20 protein-coding genes are annotated in these 20,464 nt (G+C 66.8%); 14 read left to right on the top strand and 6 right to left on the bottom strand.

The genetic code is table 11. The features are described 5' to 3' along the window. The first annotated feature begins 13 nt into the window (after positions 1–13). The 4 genes from C7401_RS30335 to C7401_RS30350 are packed head-to-tail and all read left to right on the top strand — an operon-like array spanning position 14 to position 4,219. Positions 14–1,918 (top strand): HAD-IIIC family phosphatase, encoded by a 1,905-nt coding sequence (locus C7401_RS30335; protein ID WP_112175092.1) that lies wholly within the window; start codon positions 14–16, stop codon positions 1,916–1,918. After that, positions 1,915–2,166 carry an acyl carrier protein gene (locus tag C7401_RS30340; protein WP_112175093.1) on the top strand — a complete coding sequence of 84 codons (252 nt, stop codon included), beginning with the start codon at positions 1,915–1,917 and terminating at the stop codon, positions 2,164–2,166. The genes C7401_RS30335 and C7401_RS30340 overlap by 4 nt, the downstream gene beginning before the upstream one ends. A gap of 42 nt (positions 2,167–2,208) precedes the next feature. Further along, a complete protein-coding gene (locus C7401_RS30345; protein ID WP_112175094.1) occupies positions 2,209–3,798 on the top strand; it encodes an MBOAT family O-acyltransferase in 1,590 nt (529 codons plus the stop codon). 13 nt (positions 3,799–3,811) lie between these two features. Beyond that, positions 3,812–4,219 (top strand): VOC family protein, encoded by a 408-nt coding sequence (locus C7401_RS30350; RefSeq protein ID WP_112175095.1) that lies wholly within the window; start codon positions 3,812–3,814, stop codon positions 4,217–4,219. A gap of 15 nt (positions 4,220–4,234) precedes the next feature. On the opposite strand, the gene C7401_RS30355 is transcribed toward C7401_RS30350, so the two are convergent. Then, positions 4,235–5,107, bottom strand: coding sequence for a DUF4434 domain-containing protein (locus C7401_RS30355; RefSeq protein WP_258397283.1), 873 nt, complete (start codon positions 5,105–5,107; stop codon positions 4,235–4,237). Between the two features lie 323 nt (positions 5,108–5,430). Next, complete coding sequence (locus tag C7401_RS30360) at positions 5,431–5,886, bottom strand: MarR family winged helix-turn-helix transcriptional regulator (protein WP_224044714.1); 456 nt, start codon at positions 5,884–5,886, stop codon at positions 5,431–5,433. 440 nt (positions 5,887–6,326) lie between these two features. Between C7401_RS30360 and C7401_RS30365 the strand changes: the two genes are divergently transcribed. The 9 genes from C7401_RS30365 (at position 6,327) to C7401_RS30405 (ending at position 15,808) form a co-directional block, all read left to right on the top strand. After that, positions 6,327–7,589, top strand: coding sequence for an amidohydrolase/deacetylase family metallohydrolase (locus C7401_RS30365; protein ID WP_112175097.1), 1,263 nt, complete (start codon positions 6,327–6,329; stop codon positions 7,587–7,589). Positions 7,590–7,607: 18 nt separating this feature from the next. After that, positions 7,608–10,016 (top strand): xanthine dehydrogenase family protein molybdopterin-binding subunit, encoded by a 2,409-nt coding sequence (locus C7401_RS30370; protein ID WP_112175098.1) that lies wholly within the window; start codon positions 7,608–7,610, stop codon positions 10,014–10,016. Beyond that, positions 10,013–10,846 carry an FAD binding domain-containing protein gene (locus C7401_RS30375; protein WP_112175099.1) on the top strand — a complete coding sequence of 278 codons (834 nt, stop codon included), beginning with the start codon at positions 10,013–10,015 and terminating at the stop codon, positions 10,844–10,846. The genes C7401_RS30370 and C7401_RS30375 overlap by 4 nt, the downstream gene beginning before the upstream one ends. Further along, positions 10,843–11,364, top strand: coding sequence for a (2Fe-2S)-binding protein (locus C7401_RS30380; protein ID WP_112175100.1), 522 nt, complete (start codon positions 10,843–10,845; stop codon positions 11,362–11,364). The genes C7401_RS30375 and C7401_RS30380 overlap by 4 nt, the downstream gene beginning before the upstream one ends. A 25-nt stretch (positions 11,365–11,389) precedes the next feature. Further along, entirely contained in the window at positions 11,390–12,106 is a 717-nt protein-coding gene (locus C7401_RS30385; RefSeq protein ID WP_112175101.1) for an SRPBCC family protein, read from the top strand. Between the two features lie 2 nt (positions 12,107–12,108). Beyond that, positions 12,109–13,302 carry an oxamate carbamoyltransferase subunit AllG family protein gene (locus C7401_RS30390; RefSeq protein WP_112175200.1) on the top strand — a complete coding sequence of 398 codons (1,194 nt, stop codon included), beginning with the start codon at positions 12,109–12,111 and terminating at the stop codon, positions 13,300–13,302. Then, a complete protein-coding gene (gene hpxZ, locus C7401_RS30395; protein ID WP_112175102.1) occupies positions 13,299–13,688 on the top strand; it encodes an oxalurate catabolism protein HpxZ in 390 nt (129 codons plus the stop codon). The genes C7401_RS30390 and hpxZ overlap by 4 nt, the downstream gene beginning before the upstream one ends. Beyond that, complete coding sequence (locus tag C7401_RS30400) at positions 13,685–14,902, top strand: amidase (RefSeq protein ID WP_112175103.1); 1,218 nt, start codon at positions 13,685–13,687, stop codon at positions 14,900–14,902. The genes hpxZ and C7401_RS30400 overlap by 4 nt, the downstream gene beginning before the upstream one ends. A gap of 75 nt (positions 14,903–14,977) precedes the next feature. Continuing rightward, a complete protein-coding gene (locus C7401_RS30405; protein ID WP_112175104.1) occupies positions 14,978–15,808 on the top strand; it encodes a phytanoyl-CoA dioxygenase family protein in 831 nt (276 codons plus the stop codon). A gap of 83 nt (positions 15,809–15,891) precedes the next feature. Here the strand turns inward: C7401_RS30405 and C7401_RS30410 are convergent, their stop codons facing one another. The 4 genes from C7401_RS30410 to C7401_RS30425 are packed head-to-tail and all read right to left on the bottom strand — an operon-like array spanning position 15,892 to position 18,951. Continuing rightward, positions 15,892–16,758 carry an amino acid ABC transporter ATP-binding protein gene (locus tag C7401_RS30410; RefSeq protein ID WP_112175105.1) on the bottom strand — a complete coding sequence of 289 codons (867 nt, stop codon included), beginning with the start codon at positions 16,756–16,758 and terminating at the stop codon, positions 15,892–15,894. Continuing rightward, positions 16,755–17,414, bottom strand: a complete 660-nt coding sequence (locus C7401_RS30415) for an amino acid ABC transporter permease (RefSeq protein ID WP_112175106.1) — start codon at positions 17,412–17,414, stop codon at positions 16,755–16,757. Before C7401_RS30415 ends, C7401_RS30410 begins: the two co-directional genes overlap by 4 nt. After that, a complete protein-coding gene (locus C7401_RS30420) occupies positions 17,411–18,055 on the bottom strand; it encodes an amino acid ABC transporter permease (protein ID WP_112175107.1) in 645 nt (214 codons plus the stop codon). Before C7401_RS30420 ends, C7401_RS30415 begins: the two co-directional genes overlap by 4 nt. 26 nt (positions 18,056–18,081) lie before the next feature. Then, positions 18,082–18,951 carry a transporter substrate-binding domain-containing protein gene (locus tag C7401_RS30425; protein ID WP_112175108.1) on the bottom strand — a complete coding sequence of 290 codons (870 nt, stop codon included), beginning with the start codon at positions 18,949–18,951 and terminating at the stop codon, positions 18,082–18,084. Positions 18,952–19,366: 415 nt separating this feature from the next. Here C7401_RS30425 and C7401_RS30430 point away from each other — a divergent pair, with 415 nt between their 5' ends. Continuing rightward, complete coding sequence (locus C7401_RS30430; protein WP_112175109.1) at positions 19,367–20,386, top strand: XdhC family protein; 1,020 nt, start codon at positions 19,367–19,369, stop codon at positions 20,384–20,386. Positions 20,387–20,464 lie beyond the last annotated feature (78 nt).

Here is a 20,464-nt window from a genome sequence, read left to right on the forward strand (position 1 = left end):
GAGGAACCATCAGATGTCCGAATTAACCTGGCTGCCGCGCACACCCGACTGGGCAAAGCGGCTGAACGCCCTGCCGCGCGAGCACGCGCCGGACTGGCACGCGCTCGCGCGCCTCGCCAACGAGAACCTCGACTTCGTGCAGACGGGCAAGCTCGACAAGCGGCTCGTCAAGGCCTATGGCAGCACGCCGCCCGAGACGCTGGACACGCAGCCCGTGCGCCTGGCGGTGCTCGGTTCCTCCACGGTCGATCAACTGCTGCCGGGGCTGCGCGTGGGCGCGCTGCGCCACGGGTTGTGGACGCAACTTTATGTGCCCTCCTACGGCCAGGCGATGCGCGAGTCGCTCGACGCGGCATCGGGCTTGTACGCGTTCGCGCCGAACGTGGTGCTGTGCGCGTTCGATGCGCCGCACCTGATCGGCGACGACACCGCAAGCCTGAGCGCGGAACAAGCGGAGGCACGCGTGGCGAGCATCGTCGGCGACTTGCGCGCGCTGTGGCGGCGCGTGCGCGAGCGCACCGAGGCGCACGTGATCCAGCAAACGCTCATGCCCACGCTGCTGCCGCTGATGGGCGAAAACGAGTCGCGCCTGCCCGGCGCGCCGCTCACGCTCCTGCGCCGCGTGAATGCCGCCTTGCGCGAAGCCGCGAACGCCGAAGGCGTCGATCTGCTCGCGCTCGACGACGCCTGCGCCCAGGACGGTCTCGCCGCCTGGCACGACGCGCGCCTGTGGCTGCGCGCGAAGCAGGACGTCTCGCCGGCCGCCGCGCCCCTGTACGGCGAGCGCGTGGCGCGCCTCATCGCCGCGCGGCGCGGCGCGAGCGCGAAATGCCTCGTACTCGATCTCGACAACACCTTGTGGGGCGGCGTGATCGGCGACGACGGCCTCTGCGGCATCGTGCTCGGCCAGGGCAGCGCCGAAGGCGAAGCCTACGTTGCGTTCCAGCGCTACGCGCGCGACCTCACGCGGCGCGGCGTGATTCTCGCCGTGTGCTCGAAGAACGATGAAGCCAACGCGCTGCTACCGTTCGAGCAGCACCCGGAGATGGTGCTCAAGCGCGGCGACATCGCCTGCTTCGTCGCCAACTGGCAGGACAAGGCCACGAATTTGCGCATGATCGCGCAGCGCCTGAACATCGGTCTCGACGCCCTCGTGTTCGCCGACGACAACCCCTTCGAGCGCAACCTCGTGCGCGAGCAACTGCCGATGGTGCGCGTGCCCGAAATGCCGGAGGACCCCGCGCTCTACGCCGCCACGCTTGCGCAGGCGGGCTGGTTCGAGAGCGTCGCGCTCACGGGAGAGGATCGCGAGCGCGCGGCCCAGTACCAGGCCAATCAGGCGCGCGAAGCACTGCGCACGAGCGGCCAGGATCTCGCCTCGTATCTGGCGAGCCTCGACATGGTGCTGGAGTGGAATACCTTCAATACGACCGACTTGCCGCGCATCGTGCAGTTGATCGGCAAGACTAACCAGTTCAATCTCACCACGCGCCGACACGGCGAAGCCGAAGTGCAGGCCATGATGCGCGACCCGCTCGCGGTGCTGCTCCACTTCCGCCTGAAAGACCGCTTCGGCGACAACGGCATTATCGCGATCGTCGCCGCCGTGCCGGATACGAACGAAACGGCGCGCGAAGGCGACTGGCGCATCGACACGTGGCTCATGAGCTGCCGCGTGCTCGGGCGCGACGTCGAGCAGGCGACACTCGGCGTGCTCGCCGACGCCGCGCGCAAGGCGGGCGCACGCCGCCTGATCGGCGAATACCGGCCCACGCCGAAGAACGGCATGGTGCAGGGACATTACCCCGGCCTCGGCTTCGCGCCGCTGGCCAGCTCGCAAGATGCCACGCAATGGGTGCTGGATCTGGGCGACTTTATTCCTTCTCACACTCCCATCGAAATCCGGAGCATGCAATGACCGACGCAGACATTCTCGACGCCCTGACCGACATCTTCCGCGACGTCTTCGACGACGACAGCGTCGTCATCACGCCCGCCTCCACGGCGGCGGAATACGACGCGTGGGACTCGCTCTCGAACGTGAACATCATGGTCGCCGCGGAAATGCGCTTCGGCGTGCGCTTCAAGGCCTCGGAGGTCGAGGGCCTGCGCAACGTCGGCGAACTCATTGCACTGATCCAGCGCCAGCTCGCGGCCCGGCGCTGAACGACCGCCTCCACCGCTCACGTCCGAGAGAAAAGCACCACCATGCTGTTCAATTCCCTGCCCTTCCTGCTGCTGTTCCTGCCCGTCGCGCTGGGCGGCTACTACCTTGCGGGCGCGCTGCGCCCCGTGGCGGCGGCGGCATGGCTGTGCCTCGTTTCGCTCGCGTTCTATAGCTGGTGGAACCCCGTGTTCGTGACGCTGCTGCTCGGCTCCATCGCGTTCAACTACGCGCTGAGCCGCGCGATGCTCGCAACCGAGGCGAAACCGCGCCTCCAGGCCTGGCTGCTCGGCGCGGGCATCGCGGCGAATCTCGCGCTGCTGTTCTACTACAAGTATCTCGCGGCGCTGCTCGGCTTTCTGGCGACGCACGGCCTGACGGCGCACGCCATGGCGGACACGATCCTCCCGCTCGGGATTTCGTTTTTCACGTTCACGCAACTGGGCTTCCTGCTCGATTGCCGCGCCGGGGTCGTGCGCGAGCGCGGTTTCGTGAGCTACGTGCTCTTCGTGACGTTCTTTCCTCATCTGATCGCGGGGCCGATCCTGCATCACAAGGAAATGATGCCGCAGTTCGCCGATCGCGAGAGCTATCGCTTCAAGCCCGAGAACCTCTCGATCGGCGCACTGATCTTCATCATCGGGCTCGCCAAGAAAGTGCTGCTCGCCGATGCCATCGCGCCCTGGGCCGAGGCCGGCTTCGAGCGCACGGGAGAGCTGCAATTCCTCGCCGCGTGGGGCACGGCGCTCGCGTATGCGTTGCAGCTCTACTTCGACTTCTCCGGCTACTCCGACATGGCGATGGGGCTCGCGAAGATGTTCGGCATCCGCTTCCCGCTCAACTTCAATTCGCCGTACAAGTCCACCGGCATCATCGAGTTCTGGACGCGCTTTCACATGACGCTCACGCGTTACCTGACCGCGTACCTCTACAACCCCGTGGCGATGGCGATCGCACGCGCGCGGGCGCGTAAGGGCCTGCCCGTCGGGCGCAAGGCGACCGCGACGGCGCGCGGCTTCGCCAGCATGATTCTCTTTCCGACGATGTTCACGATGGGACTCGCGGGCGTGTGGCACGGCGCGGGGCTTCAGTTCCTCATTTTCGGCCTGCTGCACGGCGCCTACCTGAGCGTGAACCACGCGTGGCGCCAGTTCGGCCCGAAACGCGCCGCGCCGGCGCACGGCCTCACGCGCGCGGGCTATGTGCTGCTGACTTTCCTCTGCGTCGTGTTCGCGTTGCTGTTTTTCCGTGCGCACAGCACGGCCGACGCCTTGCGCGTGGCGGCCGGCATGCTCGGCCTGCACGGCATGGAGCCGCTCGCGCCGCTCGGGTTTCCGCTGCATGCGCTCGCCTACGGCGACGCCTGGGGCGCCGGCGACCTCATGCGCCTCGTGTTCGAGCGCTGGGGCGAAGGACTCCTGATCATCGTATTGCTCGCACTCGTGTGGTGCGCGCCGAACTCGAACCAGATCGCCAACGTCTACTCGCCCGCGCTGGAAGGCCCGGCCGAGGGCGCGCCGCGCTGGCTGCAATGGCGGCCGACGCTCGCGTGGACAGGCGTATGCATGCTCGTGCTCGGCTATGCCATGCTGAATCTCCAGCACACGGCGCGCTTCCTCTACTTCCAGTTCTGACACTTACCCGCCCATGCTGACCGAATTCGATTGCACGTTCCATCACATCGGCATCGCCTGCCGCGACCTCGACGCAGAGCAGTCCGGCTGGGCCGCGCTCGGCTACACGCAGGAAGGGCCGGAGTTCGAAGACCCGCTTCAGCGCGTGCGCGGCCGCTTTCTGACCGGCCCCGGGCCGCGCCTCGAACTGCTCGCGCCAACGGCCGAAAATTCGCCGGTCGAGGGCGTCATCAAGCGGCGCACCAAGCTCTATCACCAGGCGTTCGTCACGCCCGCCTTCGACCGCGCGCTGGCGGCGATCGAGGCGATTGGCGCGCGGCGCACCGCGGAGCCCGCCCCCGCCGTCGCTTTTGGCGGCAAGCGCATCGTGTTCGTGCTGCTGTTCAACGGCAACATCATCGAGTTGATCGAAGCCGCCTGATTCAGGGCGCCGCGCTCAGGCGGTCGCGGCACGCCACGCGTCGAGCAACGCCTTCGCGCCGGGCTCGTCGCCGATCACCCACGGGTCGATCGCGAAGGCCACGATGTCGTGCGCGCCGTAGTCGCGCGCGATGGCCCATTGCGCCTTCACACGCACGTAGCTCGCCGAGCGCGCGGTGAAGGTGTCGGCGCCGGGCTGCGCGGGCGGCAGGTTCTCGAACAGTTCCAGAATCAGGTCGAACGCCACGCCGCGCGAGACGAACAGATCGCGCAGCGGCTGCAACGGCGTATACGCGGCGACGCCTTGCGCGCCCGCGCCGTCCTGGATCATCGGGCGCACCGTCGCCTGCTCGATCAGCACACGCCACAGGCCTTCGAGCGTGGCGTCCGTGTCCAGGCGGCTGTGGAAAGTCGAAATGCGCGCGGTCTCGCCACTCGTTGCGCGCGCAACTTCGGCAAGGGTATTGAGCCACGGCACCAGCTTTTGCACGCGCGTGGCATCCCGCCAACTGTACTGTTCGATCTCGTACGGCAAATACCAGCCCCGGAACGCGCGATGGCGCGGCCACGGCGCAGCGCGCATCCAGGCCGTCGTGCGCGTGGCGGTGCTCGCCAGATACGCGTCGAGGGCGTCGCTATCGGCACCGCCGAGTACCTTCCACCATCGTTCGTCGTAAGGCAGACCCAGATGCACCGTCATGCCGAGTTGCGCGCAGTCGTCGAGCAAGCCCTGCAAGAGCGCGTCCGGCGCGATCCAGGTATGATCCGCGTCGCCGTCGATCCCCACCCATTGCACGAAGATCGTCGTGCAGCCCAGCGCATGCGTAGCCACGAGGCGCTGTTGCCATTGCTCGCGCGTCCAGCCCAGATGCTCTCGCCAGAGTTGCACGAACGTGCCGCCCGTCGCGGCAGTGGGCTCGCACGCAGCAAGAGGCAGGCAAGCGGCCAGCGCAGCCGCACCGAGGAATCGGCGACGCGAGTGCGACAAGCGCGGCGGATGTATCGGCATGGACGAGGGGGGTTGATCGATTCAGGCTGCGGGTGGTCGGAGGGGCGCCGTCTCGTGACGCGTCATGACACGAGCGCGAGTGCGGGGCATATTGTAGTGCCTGATTGCAATCCGAGGAGCGAGGCGAACGTTGTCGCTCGCAGCGGGCGGCGCGGCCTATGCGAAGTGCGCGCGCTCACCCCGCCGAGCGAGACGAGCAACCCTCACGCCGCGCCCGCCTCGCTTTCATCCTGCGCGAGCAACTGGCTGTCGGGCAGCCGGAAAGGCACGGCGCTGTCCGGATTATTGGCCTCGACCAGCCGGATCAACTGCAACATGAACACATCGCGCTCGACGGGCGACAGGTGCTCGATCGTGCGATCGTGCGCGCGCTGCACGGCGCTCGCCATCTTCCGGACCAGACGCTTGCCCGCAGGTGTCAGCTTGACGAGCCGCAGCCGCTTGTCGTGTTCGACCTGGGTGCGGCTCACGAGCCCCCGTGCATTCAAACGCGGAATGACTTCAGCGACGCTCGAACGCTCCAGCCCGACTTCGATGGCGAGCGAGTTCTGATCCATCTCCCCGAGCGATTCGAGCGCCGTAAGCAGGCTGTACTGCACCGGCGTGATATTGAACTCGCTCGTTTCCTGCGCGAACAGGAAGGTATGGATCTGATGCATGCGCCGTATCAGAAAGCCCGGCCGCGAAAACAGCGGCGAACGCGCCTGCCGCCCGGCGAGTTCCGCGCGGACGCTTTGAATGTCAATGGAATCGGTGACGGTGGTTGGCATGAAGTCGGCTCAGAAGGAAATGGGTGAAATTCGAACGCCCCGATGCGCATTCTAGGCCGTAACCGCCGCTCATCGCAAATACGCGGTACACCAACGAATCCCCATAAAAAGGCATCGCGCCTGCGCTTGGTGCACGCGCCGGCCGGCACTCGCCGAATCGGTGCGAACCGGCCGTTCAAACCTCAGCGGCATGGCGCGCATCGGCCCGTGGCTGCGACCATAAGTCACTGATCCGAAGCGGAAAATGCGCCCGCGGAAAGCCGCGCGAAAAAACCGGCACACTATTTGCGGTACACCACGCATCTCCCCACTCGGCTATCGACCCGTACATGTCACAAGTTCTGCTCAAAGGGGGCCGCGTCATCGACCCCGCCCGCGAAATCGACGCCACGCTCGACGTTCTGGTGGAAGACGGCGTGATCGCCGCCATCGGCCCCGACCTCGCGAACGAGGCGCCTCAGGCGCAACGGATCGATTGCGGCGGCAAGCTGGTGCTGCCCGGCCTCATCGACACGCACGGCCACATTTATCAGTACGTGACCGGCCGCTTCGGCCTGAACGCCGACCAGTGCGGCGTGCAGTCGGGCGTGACGACGATCATCGATCAGGGCGGACCGAGCTGCATCACGATTCCGGGCTTTCGGCACTACGTGGCCGAGCGTTCAGCCACGCGCGTGCTGGCCTTCATCTCCGCGTATCTGGTCGGCGGCCTCGAAGGGCACTACTACCCCGACCTGTATCGCCCCGATTGTCTCGATGCCGAAGCGACCATCAAATCCATTCAGGCGAATGCCGATCTCGTGAAGGGCATCAAGGCGCACGCCGAGATCGGCGGCTTCGCGCGTTGGGGGCTCGATGTGATGAAGATCGCCGCGCAGATCGGCCGTGGCGCGCAGTTGCCCCTGTATATTCACTTCGGACAGTTGTGGCCGAAACCCCGCAGCGGCGGCCTGCCTGTCGAGCCCGACACGATCTTCGATCAGGTGGTTCAGACGCTCAAGCCGGGCGATATCCTCGCGCATCCGTTCAGCCGCCATCCGGGCGGTTTCGTTGAGGAGAACGGACAACTGCATCCACTCGTGCACGAAGCGATTGCGCGCGGCCTGAAGATCGACGTGGGCCACGGCTCGCATTTCAGCTTCAAGACGGCGCGCGTCGTGCTCGACGCGGGCGTGGTGCCCGACACGCTCGGCGCCGACATGCATGGCTACAACACGCACGTTCCCGCCCCCGCCGGCACGCCGGAGAGCCATCCCGACGAGGAACACTCGTTCCTCGGCCGCACCCAGTTCAGTCTCGTCAGCGCGATGACCAGCATGCTCGCGCTCGGGCTGCCCCTGCAACACGTCGTCGCGATGGCGACCTGCAATGCCGCGAAGATGGTTGGCATGGAAGACCGGATCGGCTCGCTGGAAGTGGGACGCGGCGCGGACATCAGCGTGCTGGAAGACCGCCGCGGCCGCTGGGTGCTGGAAGACAACGAAGGCACCCAGATCATCACCGACCGCATGCTGTCGCCGCTGTTCTGCCTGAGAGACGGCGTGCGTCACGACGCCGTTTCGCCCACCCTGCCGCTCGCACGCGCGGCCTGACCACGCGAGCCGAACACGATGATCAAACGTCCCCACACCAACGGCGGCGACAAGGGTCCGCAAGGCATCGGCGCATCGCTCAGGCGCAAGGAAGACGAGCGCTTCATGCACGGGCGCGGCGAGTACGTTCCCAACATCCGCATGGTCGGCATGCTCGACGTGGCGTTCGTGCGCAGCCCGGTCGCGCATGGTCATATCGTCGGCATCGAGAAGCCGGAGCCTTTCGCGCAGGCGGTGTATACGCTGGCCGATCTGGAGGGCGTGAAGCCCATCGTCGCCAATTCGGGCCTGCCCGGCTTCAAGCGCTCCGAGCAGCCCGTGCTCGCGAGCGGCAAGGTGCGCCAGGTCGGCGAGCCGGTCGCGATGTGCGTGGCCGCCACGCGCGCGCAAGCCGAAGATATCGCCGCGCAAGTGTTCGTCGACTTCGAGGAGCTGCCCGCTGTCGTCGACATGCTCGATGCGCGCCGCGAAGACTCAGCGCTCGTGCACGAGCATTGGGGCGACAACGTGTTTCTCGAGACCTTCGTCGATGCGAACCCCGACGTCGATCTCGACGCCATTCGCCGCGATGCGCCTATCCGCGTGCATCGCAAGCTGCGCACGGCGCGGCAAAGCATGGCGCCGATGGAGGGGCGCGGCGTCGTCGCCCATTGGGACCGCCGCCTCTCACAGCTGATCGTGCACACGTCCGCGCAAATGCCGCACATCACGCGCACGGGTCTCGCGGAATGTCTCGGCCTCGACGAGGGACAAGTGCGCGTGATCGCGCCCGATGTCGGCGGCGGCTTCGGCTACAAGGGCATTCTGCTGCCCGAGGAAGTGTGTTGCGGCTGGCTCGCGATGCACCTGGAGAAGCCGGTGCGCTGGATCGAAGACCGCCGCGAACAGCTCACCGCCAACGCGAACTGCCGCGAGCACGATTACGACATCACCGGCTACGCGGATCGCGACGGCCGCCTGCTTGCTGTGGAGTGCGAAGCTCATGTGGATTCCGGGGCGTACTCGTCGTATCCGTTCTCCGCGTGCCTGGAGGCGGCGCAGGTCGGCAGCATTTTGCCGGGTCCGTACAAGATGGACCGTTTCCGCTGCCGGACGTGGTCGGTCGCGACCAACAAGCCGCCGATCCTGCCCTATCGCGGCGTGGCGAGAACGGGCGTGTGCTACGCGATCGAAACCGTCATGGATGCGATTGCGCTCGAAGCCGGCATCGAGCCTTATGAAGTGCGTCTGCGCAATCTCGTCCAGCCGCACGAGATGCCCTACGACAACATCACCAAAAAGCACTTCGACAGCGGCGATTATCCCGAGGCGGTGCGCCGCGCGATGGCCGCGATCGATCTGCCCGCGGTGCGCGCGCGTCAGCAGCGCGGCGAACCGGACGGACGGCGCATCGGCTTCGGCATGGCGGTCTTCTGCGAACAGGGCGCGCACGGCACGTCGGTGTACCACGGCTGGGGCATCCCGATGGTGCCGGGCTACGAGCCCGCGGTGATCCGCCTCACGCCCGACGGCGTGCTCGAAGTGCGCGCGGGCGTGCATTCGCACGGCCAAAGCATGGAGACCACCCTCGCGCAGATCGCCCACGAAGTGCTCGGCATCGACACGGACCGCGTGCGCATCGTGCTCGGCGATACGGGCGTCACGCCGTACTCGACGGGCACATGGGGCTCGCGCTCGATCGTGATGGCGGGCGGCGCGGTGGGCCGCGCCTCGAAGGAGCTCAAAGAACGCCTGCTGAAGATCGGCGCCCACCTGCTCCAGGAACCATTGGACGACGTGCGCTGGGAAAGCGGCGCGGTCGTCGGCAAGCAGGATTCGCGCACCTTGGCGCAGATCGCGCGCACCTGGTATCTCGCGCCGCAATTGCTGCCGCCCGATGTCGATCCGCGCGGCCTCGAAGTCTCGACGTCGTATCAGGCGAAGCGCGATTCGGGCACGTTCAGCTACGCATGTCACGCGGTGATCGTCGCCGTCGATCCGGTGCTCGGCCAGACCGAAATTCTGGACTACGCCATTGTCGAAGACGGCGGCGTGCTCATCAATCCCATGGTCGTCGACGGGCAGGTCTACGGCGGCGCGGCCCAAGGCATCGGCACCGCGCTTTACGAAGCGATGCCCTATAGCGAAGACGGCCAGCCGCTCGCCTCGACGCTCGCCGACTATCTCTTGCCTGGCGCGACCGAGGTGCCCGCGATTCGCATCGAGCACATGGAAACGCCGGCGCCCTATACCGAGTTCGGGCAGAAAGGCATTGGCGAAAGCGGCGCAATCGGGCCGCCCGCGGCACTGTCCAACGCCGTCAACGATGCGTTGCGCGGCCTCGGTGTGCGCATCGACCAGTTGCCGGTCACGCCGCGGCTGATCGTCGAAGCGCTCGCCAGACGCCGAGAGCAGCAGGCCAACTCACTCAAGGAACTCCCCGCATGAAAGCCGCGCCCTACGACTACGCGAAGCCGGCCGCCTGCGACGAGGCCATTGCGCTCATCGGCCCGGCCGACGGCAGCGGCAAATTCGTGGCCGGCAGCCAGTCACTCGGACCGATGATGAACCTGCGCCTCGCGCAGCCGGAAAAACTCGTCGATCTGCGCGGCATCGAGGCGCTGCGTGCGTGCCGCATCGACAACGAGGTCGTCACGCTCGGCGCGTGCGTGACACATGCGCAGATCGAGGACGGCAAGATCGACACGGGCACGCGCGGGTTCATGGAGCACGTCGCGCGCAGCATCGCTTATCGCGCGGTGCGCAATCGCGGCACGCTCGGCGGCAGTCTCGTGCACGCCGATCCGGCCGCCGACTGGATCAACTCGATGTGCGCGCTCGACGCGCAATGCCTGGTGAGCGGTCCGGGCGGCGCACGCACGATCGGCAACAGCGAGTGGATGTCCGGCGCCTTCACGACCGCGCTCGAAGCCGACGAGATTCTGACCGCCGTGCGCTTCACACGCCTTTCGCCAACGGCACGCTGGAGCTACTACAAGGTCAACCGCAAGCCGGGTGAGTTCGCGGAAGCCATCGCCGTGTTCATCGACGACGCGGTGCGCGGCGTGTGCCGTGCCGTGATCGGCGCGCTCGACGCGCCGCCTTACGCGATCACGGACGCGCGCGAACTGCTCGCCGCCGATCCGGCCGCAACGTGCTTCGACGCTCATCTGGAAGCGGCGGGCGTCGAAGCGGGCAGCTACGAACATGAGGTGCATCGCGCCGCGCTCGTGCGCGCGGCGGCGGGCATTCGCAATCAGAAAGGGAGCGCATCATGAGCGACGCCTACGTCAAGACGATCGAGCTCGTCGTCAATCAGGCGACGGTCGCCGACCGCGTCGAGCCGCGCACGAGCCTCGCCGACTTCCTGCGCGAACAGCGCATGCTGTGCGGCACCAACATCGGCTGCGAACAAGGCGTTTGCGGCGCATGCACGATCGAGGTGGACGGCGTGCCGACTCGTTCCTGCATCACCCCCGCGATCAGTTGCGCGGGCAGCGCGGTGCGCACCATCGAAGGCTTCGACGACGACGCCACCATGAACGAGCTGCGCGCCGCCTTCAGCGCCGAACACGCGCTGCAATGCGGCTACTGCACGCCGGGCATGCTGATGAGCGCGCGCGACATCGTCACCCGCCTGCCCGACGCCGACGACGCCCGCGTGCGCCTCGAACTCTCCGGCAACCTGTGCCGCTGCACCGGCTACGTGGGCATCGTGCGCGCCATCCGCCGCGTGCTCGACGCACGCCGCGCGCGCGCGGCGGTCCCGCTTGCGGCGCTCGCCGTGACGGCTTGAAGCATCGAATACGGAATCTATCGCCATGGAAATCGAACAAAGCTTCACCGTGCCCTATCCGCGCGACGCCGTTTGGGCGCACTTTCACGATACGCCCGGCATCGTCGCGTGCCTGCCCGGCGCATCGCTCACCGCGCCGGTCGAGAACGGTCTGCTCAAGCTGGCGATGACCGTCAAGCTCGGGCCGATCGTCGCCTCGTTCGCGGGCGACGGCGAGATGACGCTCGACGACGCCGGGCATCGCGGCAGCATCACCGGCACGGGCGTGGACCGCAAGAGCGCTTCGCGCGTGAAGGGCGTGGCGTCGTTCGCGCTCGCTCCGGTGAGCGCGGGGGAAACGCGCGTCGATGTGAAGGTGGACTATGCGATCAGCGGCAGTCTCGCTCAGTTCTCGCGCGGCGGCATCGTGAAGGAACTGGCCACGCGCATGACCGAAGCGTTCGCGGCAAACCTCAAGGCGAAACTCGACGAGGCGGGCGCGGCGGAGATCCGCTTGGATGCGCCAGCCGAGGCGGTACCCGTCGAGCCCGAAGGCGTCGCGGCGGCGCAGCCGGTTGCGCACACCACCGACGTTCCCGCGCAGTATGCGCAAACCGCACACACCGCACAGGACGCGCCCGCCGCACCGCGCCCCGCTCCTGCGCGCGCCCAGCCGGTCAACGCGCCGCTCGACGTCGGCCAACTGTTCTGGAAGGTGCTTTGGTCGCGGCTGCGCGGACTCTTCAGTTTCGCGAGCCGCTGACGATGCGCGCCGACGATGCCAACGCGCGCGCCCTGCGCCGCGTGCATGCGGTGCGCCCGCACTGGCGCGGCGTCGTTGCCGCGCGCGACGCGGTGCGTTTGCCGGCGTTCACGCTGTTGCACGCCGGGCCGCCTTTCGAAGACGCACGCAGGCCTTCCGCTGTGGTGATTTCATCGGCAGTCCTATGCTGCCTTTATGAAGGCTGGGCAAAGGACGAAGCGCACGCCGAACGTCTCATCGCGCAAGGTGAGGTGCGCCTTGAAAGCGCCCAGTCGTATGGCGTGGTCACGCCGCTCGCCGCCGTAATCTCGCCGCGCACGCGCCTTGTCGAAGTGGCCGATGCGCAGGCCCCCGCGGCACGCGCGTGGTCGTTGCTCGGCAGCGGCGCGGGACCGCAGATCCGGTTCGGCAGCCGCGACCCGCGAATCCTCGAACGCATGAAGTGGCGCGACGAAGTGCTCGCGCCGGTGCTGGATCAAGGGCTCGCGCACGGTGCGCTCGACCTGTTCCCACTCGCGCAAGCCGGTCTCGACAGCGGCGACGACCTGCATGCGCGCACCACCGGCGCGACCGCCGCGCTGCGCGCGTTGCTGGCGTCGCGTTTGAATCACGCCGAGGTCGATGCGATGCTCGCGCAAACGCCCCTCTTCTTCCTGACGCCCTGGATGGCCGCGTGCGCTTTGATGCTTGCGGCGGCGGCGCAGGCGGGCGAGCCGGCGTCGACGCTGGTGGTGGCGCTCGCGGGCAACGGCGAGCGCGTGGGCATCCGGCTCGCGGGCGCGCCCTCGCGCTGGATCACCGCCGATGCGCGCGCGCCGGAAGGCCCGCGTATCGATCGGGACCAGGTAGCGGCGGCCGCGCCGCTCACGGGCGACAGCGGCGTGATCGATGCGGCCGGGTTCGGCGCACAGGCACTCGCCCATGCCCCCGAGCCTGCGCAGGCCTTCGAGGCCTGGTTCCCCGCGGCCGCGCATGATCGGCAAGCGCGCATCCACACAGCGCCTCACCCTGCGTTCGGCCGGTTGCCCGGCGTGCTCGACGCCGCGCGCGTCGTTCGCGAAGACATCGCGGCGCGCGCGGCGATTGCGATGATTGCGGCAGACGGGCGCTCGGGCTTGCTGGGCCGCGGCATCTACACCGCGCCCCCCGAACTCTTCGCGCGCGCCTTGAACAGCCTCCACGGTGAAACCGCATGAGCACGGAGCCGATCAACGATCCCGCGACGCTGGCCGCCGTCGAAGCCGCCTTCGATGCATACGAGCGGGCGCTCACGACCAACGACGTTCCGGTTCTCGACACGCTGTTCTGGGACAGTCCGCATACGCTGCGCTACGGCGCGACGGAGAATTTGCAGGGCTACGAAGCGATCCGCGCTTTTCGCGCGCAGCGGCCGGGCAAGGGCCTCACGCGCACGATCATCGACCGGTCTGTGACGACCTTCGGCACGCAGTTCGCGGTGGCGAACATCACGTTTGCACGCGCGGGCGAGTCGCGTATCGGCCGACAGTCGCAGACGTGGGCGTGCATCGACGGTCAATGGCGTGTCGTCGCCGCACATGTCAGCTGGATGGAGCCGTCATGACTCGCAGCGATCTTCTCCAACCCGGCCGGCACGGCGCATTCGTGGCCGACGGCTTCGACGCCCTGCCCGCCGGCGCGTTGCCCGCGCGCACGGGCGGCAAGCTCGCAGGAAAACGTCTCGCGGTGAAGGATGTGTTCGATATCGCGGGGCTGCGTACGGGCAGCGGCAATCCCGCGTGGCGCGAAGCCCAGCCGGTCGCCGCGCGCACCGCGCTCGCCGTTCGCGCGTTGCTCGAAGAAGGCGCGCAGTGGATCGGCAAGACCGTGACCGACGAACTCACCTACAGCCTCGCAGGCGTGAACGCGCACTACGGCACGCCCGTCAATCCCGCCGATCCCACGCGCATTCCGGGCGGCTCGTCGTCGGGTTCGGTCGTGGCCGTGGCGGCGGGTCATGCGGACATCGCGCTCGGCACCGATTGCGGCGGCTCGGTGCGCCTGCCCGCGAGCTATTGCGGCGTGTGGGGCATGCGGCCCACGCATGGCCGCATCGCGACGGACGGCTGTCTCACGCTCGCGCACAGCTTCGACACGATCGGCTGGTTCGCGCGCGACGCCCGCACGCTAACGGATCTGTTCGAGGTGCTGGCGCGCAGCGTCGTCGCGCCAGGCGGCGAATCATTCGCACTGCACGTGCCGCGCACCATGCTCGCGTGCCTCGATGCGCCAGTGGCGGCGCACTTCGAGTCGTCGCTGCGCTCGCTTGGCGGCGCGGTGAAGTGGGTCGCACCCGGCGATTCGCTTGCCGATTGGGCGCAGGCGTTTCGCGTGTTGCAGGCGGCGGAAATCGCGCAACGTTACGGCGCGTGGGTGCGCGAGCATGCCGGGAGCTTCGGCGCCGACGTGGGCGCGCGCTTCGCGACGAGCCTCACGGTGACCTGCGAGCAGATCGCCGAAGCACAGCGCGTGCGCATCGAAGCGATCCGAACGATGGCCCATTCACTTGCGCACGCAACGTTCTGGCTCGTGCCGACGGTGCCGGGCGTCGCGCCGCGCGCGGACGCTTCGGCGCAAACGGTCGATCATGCGCGAGCGCGTGCGCAGCAGATGCTTTGCGTCGCCGGCCTAGCGGGTCTGCCGCAAGTGAGCATGCCGTGGATGCGCTTCGAAGGCGCGCCCGTCGGCCTCTCGATCATCGGTGCGCGCGGCGAGGACGAAGGCGTGTTGCGCGTCGCGCACGCAGTGCACGAAGCCATGCGCATGGCTGAGCGATAAGTTTCCTGCCAGGTCGACCCTGGCGTCCAGATGATGCATGCGTTGTCCCGCTCGAACCCACACCAGAGGAATGTTATGACGAAGCACTTGACGGATGCGCAGGTGGCGCATTTCAAACAATACGGCTATGTCTTTCCGATGCGGGCGATCAGCGCGCAGGAGGCCACGGCGTATCGCCGCGTGATCGAGCAATACGAGGCCGCCTCCGGCGAGGACGTCAACAAGACCTTGAAGATCAAGGGCCACCTGGCCCTGCCTGCGATCGTCGAACTCGCGCGCCACCCTGCCATTCTCGATGCGGTCGAGGATCTCATCGGGCCGGACATCATGCTGTTCGGCGCGTCGATATTCGCAAAGAACGGCCGCGATCCTCGCTACGTGTCGTGGCATCAGGACTCCACCTACTTCGGGCTCACGCCGCACGAGGAAGTGACGGTCTGGGTCGCGCTCACGCCCGCGAATTCCGTCAACGGCGTGCTGCGCGTCTTGCCGGCCTCGCATAGCGGCCCGGATCTGAAGCATGTCGAGACCTACGCGAAAGACAACATGCTGGCGAAGGGCCAGACGCTTGTCGATATCGATGAGGACCTTGCCGTGGAGATGCCGCTCCAGCCCGGCGAGTTCTCGATGCATCACGAGCGCACGGCGCACAGTTCGCTGCCCAACCGCTCGGACGACCGGCGCATCGGCTTCGCATTTTTCTATGTGCCCGCGCATGTGCAATCGGCCACGGGCCGCCGGCGCGCGACGCTCGTACGCGGCACCGACCGCTTCGGTCACTGGGACGCCGACACGCTGCCCGAATACGACTGCGATCCGCGCTCGATGAGCGAACTCGCGCAAACGTGGGGCAAATACAAGGATGGTGAAGTGAAGCAGGCCGCCGACATGGCTTCGCCGCAATGATTCAGGCAACGCTCATCGCTGCGCGCCGGTCGCGGCGATGAGCGTGCGCCTCAGTTGAACCTCCGTTAAACCTCAGGCAAACCTCAGGCCAGCGTGTGCGCCCCGCTCCAGTCACCGGAGGCCTGATGCGGCGAACGAAAGCGCGCCAGAAACTCCCGCGCGCGAGCCGTCTGCGGCGCACCGAAGAAGCGCTCGGGCGGCGCGCTCTCGATCACCTGGCCCGCGTCCATGAACACAACGCGGCTCGCCACCTGTCGCGCGAACTCCATCTCGTGCGTGACGATCACCATGGTCGCGCCTTCCTGCGCGAGCGAGCGCATCACGTTCAGCACTTCGCCGACGAGCATCGGGTCGAGCGCGCTGGTCGGCTCGTCGAACAGCAGGATGTCGGGCTTCATTGCCAGCGCTCGCGCAATGCCTACACGCTGCTTTTGGCCACCCGACAGGCGCGAGGGAAACGCATCCATCTTCCCCGCCAGCCCGACGCGCTCCAGCAATTCCCGGGCTTCCGCGCGCACCGCTTCGCGCGGACGGCCGAGCACGTGCAACGGCGCTTCCATAACGTTCTGCAAGACCGTCAAATGCGGCCACAGCGCGAAATGCTGAAACACCATGCCGATACGCGCGCGCGAGCGCGCAAGCTCGGCGTCGCTCATCTTGATCGACGAGCCTTCGCGCACGCCCATGCGCTGGTTGGACACGTGGACCGTGCCCGCGTCGGGCACTTCGAGCCAGTTCACGCAGCGCAGCAGCGTGGACTTGCCGCAACCCGAAGGCCCGAGCAGGCACACGGTCTCGCCCTTGTGCACGGTGAGCGACACGTCGCGTAGCACAGGGTTCTCGCCGAACGACTTCGAAATGCCGTTGAGCCGCAGCACCGTTTGCGCGCCAACATGTTCCGCAACGGCTGCGTGCAGGATGGCGGGCGGGACATCGTTCGAAATGTTCATGCTCTGCGTTCCTCGGCGAATCTCGACAGTAAGCCGCTGCCGCCTTCGATCACGAGGCAGATGGCCCAGTACAGCAGCACAGCCGTGATGAACGCCGCGAACGGAATGAAATAAGTGGCCTGAATGCCGTTCATCTGATGCGTGAGTTCGCCAACCGCGATCACCGTGAGGAACGCGCTGTCCTTGACGATCTGCACGAGTTGGTTGCCGATCATCGGCAAGGCGACCGTCACGACCTGCGGCAGGACGATGCGCCGGACCAGCCCGAAACCGTGAAAGCCATAAGCCCGTGCGGCTTCGATCATCGGCGTGGGCAAGCCCGCCCAGGCGCCGCGCAACAACTCCGCCATGTAGGCCGTGTTGTAGAGGATCAACGCGACGGCGCCCGCCCACCAGTTCGACATGCGAATGCCCACCGTCGGGAGGCCGAAATAGATCAGATAGACGAACAACAGGAAAGGCGCGCAGCGCATGGCGTCCACATAGAGCATGGCAAGCCGCGCAATCGCCGGGCGCTTCGACATCAACGCGGGCGTGAGCAGCGCGCCCAGAACCAGCGACGCGACGGCCGCCACCGCGAGCAGGCCGAGCGTGTCGAACAGGCCCGACAACACGTCCGCGCGCTGTTGCCAGATGATCAGAAAGTTCTCCGTCATGCGCGGGCCTCCACGGGTTGGCGGCGCTCGATCATACGCTGCGCCTTGATGAGCACGAACACGATCAGCCCGTAAATGAGCAGTGCAAAAATGAAAGGCGGCAGCGGATCATACGTGCGCGCGCCGACGCGCAGGGCCGCGCGCGTGATCTCGACGATGCCGATGACCGCCACCGCGGGCGTCGACTTGATCTGCAAGGTCATCTCGTTGACGAGGCCGGGCAGGCTCGCGCGCCAGATCTGCGGCATGACGATGCGGCGAAAGCGCAGGCCGCGCGGCATGGCGAAAGCGAGCGCGGCATCGTATTGATCGCGGGGAAAGTTCATGAGCGCCGCGCGCCAGATTTCGCAGTTGAACGCGGCGGTGCTGATGGTGAGCGCGAGAATCGCGGCGGGTGTGGGGTCGAGCGAGATGCCGAACTGCGGCAGCGCGAAGAAGATCAGCAGCGTGAGCGTCACGGCGGGGCACGAGCGGATCAGGCTCACGTACGCGACCACGAGGCGGTGGAAAAACGGCACGCGCGCCCAGCGGATGAGCGCGAGCGCGAGGCCCAGCGGCACGCCGACCACGATGCTGGCGACCGAAAGAACCACGGTCGCCAGCGCGCCCTGAGCGATGCTCCAGTAATCGAAGGCGTTCATCGATGCACAGTAAAGGCGTTCAGAGGTCAGTTGACGGACTGCGGCATGTCTTTGTAGCTCGCGCCGAGCCACTTCTGCTGAAGCTGATACATCTCGCCGCTCTTGCGCAGTTCGAGCAGCGCGGAGTCGACCATCTTCAGCACGTCGGTGTTGCCCTTCTTCACGGCCCACGCGATGTAGGTCGGCTTGCCGATGGCCTGCCCGACCGTGAACACGTCGGGGCGCGTCTTCACGAGCGAGTTCAGGCTGATCTGCGTGTTGGCGACGGCGTCGACGCGGCCGAGGCCGAGGTCCTGATAGGCCTCCGGATACGACTGATATTCGACGATCTGCTTGAGGCCGTTGCCGCCGTGCTTCTTTTTCAACTGCTCGTCGAAGAGTTTGAGGTCCGCGAGCATGGCGCTGCCCGTTTCCGCGCCGACGACCTTGCCGACGAGGTCGTCCGGCGTCTTGATCGGCGAGCCCTTGCGGGTCGCATAGAACGTGACGGCCTCGCAGGTCGGCGACGCGAAGTCAAAGGTCTTCTTGCGCTCGTCGGTGACGAGCACGGCCGTGAGCGCCATGTCGTACTTGCCGGTCGTCACGCCCGGCAGGATGCCGGACCACGGCATGACCTGCTGCTTCACATCGACCCCGATCTTCTTGCGCACCAGGGCGAGCAGTTCGTTGTCGTAGCCGGTGTTCTTGCCGTTGTCGACGAACTCGAACGGATTGTAGTCATCCTCGGTCGCGACGCTCAGATAGCCGCGCGCCTTGATTTCCTCGGCGCTGGCCCCGTAGCTCGCATGGCTGATGCTGAAGGTGGCGACGAGTGCGAGTGTGCAGGTGCGCAAGAGCGTGACAGTGGTGCGCGGTTTCGGCTGACCGGGAACGCGGCGGGTGAGACGGACTGACATGAAGAACCCCTTAGGTGTTGGATGATGACCGTCGAATCGATAATTCGTCCTGGTACTCACGATTCATCGTGGATCATGCAAGGGGTATGCCAACGATCTCCTTTGCCGCCGCAGACCCGTTGCCGTGGCGGCGCGGGTCGATCGTGCGAATGCGTCGCAAATATGTGGTGCACCACATATGTTTGCCAGGCTTGCTATTCGTGCATGCGCGCACCGATATACGACATGCCCGCCTTGACGGTCGAGGTTCAATCGATCGCCGCTTGATTGGCGCGAGATTCTTTGCCATGGATAATCAGCAGGCCTGTCAATTCAATGTATGCTGACGGCGACGTCCCGTGATGCGCGTGGACGGCTCGTAGCCAGGTCCGATGGCCCCCCTCATGGATGCCCCAAGCGATAGCGGAGCGAACGCGTGGACAGTGTGAATCTCGAAGTCCTGAAGCAAAGCGCGCGATGGCTCGACGAAGGCCGTCGCGTCCTGCTGGTGACGGTGGTGAAAACGTGGGGCTCCTCGCCGCGCCCCGAAGGCGCGATGCTCGCCGTGCGCGACGACGGCCGCGTGGTGGGCTCGGTGTCGGGGGGGTGCATCGAGGACGATCTGATCGAGCGCGTCCGGCAACGCGGCATCACGCAGGACACGCCCGAAGCGGTGCGATACGGCGTGAGCGCGGAAGAAGCGCATCGCTTCGGCTTGCCGTGCGGAGGCACGATCGAGCTCGTGCTGGAACCGTTGACGCGCGCGAGCGGCATCGCCGAATTGTGCGCGGCGGTGGAAAGCGGCCGGCTCGTCGCGCGTACGCTCGACATGGCGACAGGCGCGGCGCGCATCGAACCCGCGCGGGCGGCGGACGGCGTGAGCTTCAACGGCCGCACGCTGCTGACCCTCCACGGCCCGCGGTTCCGAATGCTCGTGATTGGCGCGGGGCAGTTGTCGCAATACCTGTGCAGCATTGCGGTCGGGCTGGACTACCAGGTGACCGTCTGCGATCCGCGCGAGGAATACACGGACGGCTGGGAAGTGCCGGGCACGAGGGTCGTGCGCAGCATGCCCGACGACACGGTAATGGACATGAAGCTCGACGAGCGCTGCGCGGTGATCGCGCTGACGCACGATCCCAAACTCGACGATCTCGCGTTGATGGAAGCGCTGAAAACGCCCGCGTTCTATGTCGGCGCGCTAGGGTCGCGCCGCAACAACGCTGCTCGCCGTGAGCGGCTGAAGGAGTTCGACTTGAGCGACGCCGAACTCGCGCGGCTGCACGGGCCGGTGGGCATTTACATTGGCAGCCGCACGCCGCCGGAAATCGCCGTGTCGATACTCGCGGAAGTCACGGCGGCGAAGAACGGCGTGTCGCTGCCCGAACTGCTACAGGTCGAAGGCGCAAAGGCGGCGCGCGAGATTGCGGGACGAGGCGAAACCTGTGACGCGTAAGTAGAATCCAGCGCGCTCTGAGCCAGGCATGTCGTGCCTGGCCTTTTCCCTTCGAACGCGCTGTGTTTCACCGCGTTG

Origin of the sequence: Paraburkholderia unamae, assembly GCF_003268775.1 — a bacterium.
GTDB lineage: Bacteria > Pseudomonadota > Gammaproteobacteria > Burkholderiales > Burkholderiaceae > Paraburkholderia > Paraburkholderia unamae.

Coding starts and splice junctions, on each gene's coding strand:
- C7401_RS30335 (WP_112175092.1), top strand. CDS start 14: ATGTCCGAATTAACCTGGCTGCCGCGCACACCCGACTGGGCAAAGCGG.
- C7401_RS30340 (WP_112175093.1), top strand. CDS start 1,915: ATGACCGACGCAGACATTCTCGACGCCCTGACCGACATCTTCCGCGAC.
- C7401_RS30345 (WP_112175094.1), top strand. CDS start 2,209: ATGCTGTTCAATTCCCTGCCCTTCCTGCTGCTGTTCCTGCCCGTCGCG.
- C7401_RS30350 (WP_112175095.1), top strand. CDS start 3,812: ATGCTGACCGAATTCGATTGCACGTTCCATCACATCGGCATCGCCTGC.
- C7401_RS30360 (WP_224044714.1), bottom strand. CDS start 5,886: ATGCATCAGATCCATACCTTCCTGTTCGCGCAGGAAACGAGCGAGTTC.
- C7401_RS30365 (WP_112175097.1), top strand. CDS start 6,327: ATGTCACAAGTTCTGCTCAAAGGGGGCCGCGTCATCGACCCCGCCCGC.
- C7401_RS30370 (WP_112175098.1), top strand. CDS start 7,608: ATGATCAAACGTCCCCACACCAACGGCGGCGACAAGGGTCCGCAAGGC.
- C7401_RS30375 (WP_112175099.1), top strand. CDS start 10,013: ATGAAAGCCGCGCCCTACGACTACGCGAAGCCGGCCGCCTGCGACGAG.
- C7401_RS30380 (WP_112175100.1), top strand. CDS start 10,843: ATGAGCGACGCCTACGTCAAGACGATCGAGCTCGTCGTCAATCAGGCG.
- C7401_RS30385 (WP_112175101.1), top strand. CDS start 11,390: ATGGAAATCGAACAAAGCTTCACCGTGCCCTATCCGCGCGACGCCGTT.
- C7401_RS30390 (WP_112175200.1), top strand. CDS start 12,109: ATGCGCGCCGACGATGCCAACGCGCGCGCCCTGCGCCGCGTGCATGCG.
- hpxZ (WP_112175102.1), top strand. CDS start 13,299: ATGAGCACGGAGCCGATCAACGATCCCGCGACGCTGGCCGCCGTCGAA.
- C7401_RS30400 (WP_112175103.1), top strand. CDS start 13,685: ATGACTCGCAGCGATCTTCTCCAACCCGGCCGGCACGGCGCATTCGTG.
- C7401_RS30405 (WP_112175104.1), top strand. CDS start 14,978: ATGACGAAGCACTTGACGGATGCGCAGGTGGCGCATTTCAAACAATAC.
- C7401_RS30410 (WP_112175105.1), bottom strand. CDS start 16,758: ATGAACATTTCGAACGATGTCCCGCCCGCCATCCTGCACGCAGCCGTT.
- C7401_RS30415 (WP_112175106.1), bottom strand. CDS start 17,414: ATGACGGAGAACTTTCTGATCATCTGGCAACAGCGCGCGGACGTGTTG.
- C7401_RS30420 (WP_112175107.1), bottom strand. CDS start 18,055: ATGAACGCCTTCGATTACTGGAGCATCGCTCAGGGCGCGCTGGCGACC.
- C7401_RS30425 (WP_112175108.1), bottom strand. CDS start 18,951: ATGTCAGTCCGTCTCACCCGCCGCGTTCCCGGTCAGCCGAAACCGCGC.